The organism is Phyllobacterium sp. 21LDTY02-6, assembly GCF_023554255.2.
In the GTDB taxonomy this organism is placed as follows: Bacteria; Pseudomonadota; Alphaproteobacteria; order Rhizobiales; family Rhizobiaceae; genus Phyllobacterium.
In genome coordinates, this window is sequence record NZ_JAMJWD020000010.1 from 1 (window position 1) to 1,890 (window position 1,890).

Annotated in this window: 2 protein-coding genes; both read left to right on the forward strand. The window is 55.0% G+C overall.

Annotated features, from left to right (window positions below; genetic code table 11):
- The first annotated feature begins 260 nt into the window (after positions 1-260).
- On the forward strand, positions 261-1,019 hold the full coding sequence (locus M8997_RS22090) for a hypothetical protein (RefSeq protein WP_250020239.1): 759 nt from the start codon (positions 261-263) through the stop codon (positions 1,017-1,019).
- A 377-nt stretch (positions 1,020-1,396) separates the two neighbouring features.
- A partial coding sequence (locus tag M8997_RS22095; RefSeq protein WP_252597225.1) for a hypothetical protein occupies positions 1,397-1,890 on the forward strand: 494 nt, incomplete at its 3' end.

Genomic DNA, 1,890 nt, shown 5'->3' on the forward strand with positions numbered 1-1,890 from the left:
TCATCGAACGAAGGCCGGAAGGAGAGCACTGCCGTCAAGAGACGCAATCCGCTGACTGATAAGTCCATACAGTTCCGCGACGAGAAGAGGATCGACAGAATGCGCGAGGGGTTGGAATGAGATACGCCTCCATAGAATGTGCATCCGTTAGTAGGGCGGAGTTTCTAAGCTACGACCCTAAACATACGAGTATCATTGGTAAATGGACGAAGGCCTCGGAGATCCCTCGCACTGTCCGGCACGCCATGTGTGTTGGTTACGTGAACGACTATTTAACGCCGCTCGACCTTGGCAAGGAATGGTTGTTTGAGCTGACATGCAAGCATCAGCCGCGCACCGGCGCCATACTGATGAATGGTGGCGAACTCTTCGTGCGTGCTACTGGCGATAGCATGCCGCTCGAGGACGGTATCAGGCCACCGGGTTTCCTCCTCGCCATGGGTTTGGAGATCAAGGGCAAAGTTGTCGTGATCCGAAGAGAGTACTGGGGCAGAAATCTTTCTGATCCTGGCTTCGCACAAACCGTGAAAATGTCTAATGACGTCCGTCAGTTGAGTGTGCGGCCGCCGATAAGCGAGGCCTATTATCACCGTTTTGACGGCATGATCATTCCGGATTGCTGTGCCATTGGCGTTGGCGGCCGCATGCTGCCCTATCCAACAATTTCATGGCAAGTTTGGGAGACGTATCTCGAACGGTTCCGCGGCTACAAGAAGAAATATCTGCCGTGGCTGGAGGAGCGGATTCCGGGCATCCGCCACCCCGGAAAGCTCACGCCTTGGATCAATTTCAGGATGTTTCTCTATGCGCCGGGCACGGCCGGCAAACAGGGCGATGCGTTTTTCGTCAAGAACCACATTCAGGATGGCGTGATCTACCATGTGCACGACGGCGATGTGGAAAACATGCGCATCCTTGCCGACCCTGCCGAAGCCATTGATCGCTACTGCGAACATGTGCTGCTGGAGAAGGACGGCCGCTTCGACTTCATGCCCTACACCCAGGAATGGCGCCCATAGGCTGGGCCCGGGCGTCGTGGTTCAAGCCGCGGCGAGGACTGCCGGATAGGGAAGATGATGGTACGAAAGCGATCGGAAATAAGCCTTGCCTGCGAGCAAATCCTTATCGGCTTCATCGAACGAAGGCCGGGATGAGAGCATAAAAAGCAGCTGCTGGATCCGGGCTACAAGGTTTGGCTTCGCGATCAGCAAAAAGACATACGAGAACATCTTCAGGAAAGGATCAACAGAATGCGCGAGGGGTTGGAATGAGATACGCCTCCATAGAATGTGCATCCGTTAGTAGGGCGAAGTTTCTAAGCTATGATCCCGAAGATACGAACATCTTAGGTAGATGGACGAGGGCCTCGGAGATCCCTCGCACTGTCCGGCACGCCATGCGCATCTATCTCGGTGTGCCTGACTATTTTTCGCCGCTCGAGCTTGGCAAGGAATGGCTGTTTGAACTGACATGCAAGCATCAGCCACGCACCGGCGCCATACTGATGAACGGTGGCGAACTCTTCGTGCGTGCTACTGGGGATAGCATGCCCCTCGAGGACGGCGTCAGGCCCATGGGTTTCCTCCTGGCCATGGGTTTGGAGATCAAGGGCAAGGTCGTCGTGATCAAACGAGGACGCTGGGGCGGAAATCCATCCGACCCGCGTTATGCTGAAACGGCCAGAATGCACGGGGAGAGTCGGCAACTGAGTGTGCCACCATCGATAAGCGAAGCCTATTACCACCGTTTTGACGGCATGATCATTCCGGATAGCTGTGTCATTGGCATTGGCGGTCGCATGCTGCCCTATCCAACAATTTCATGGCAAGTTTGGGAGACGTATCTCGAACGGTTCCGCGGCTACAAGAAGAAATATCTGCCGTGGCTGGA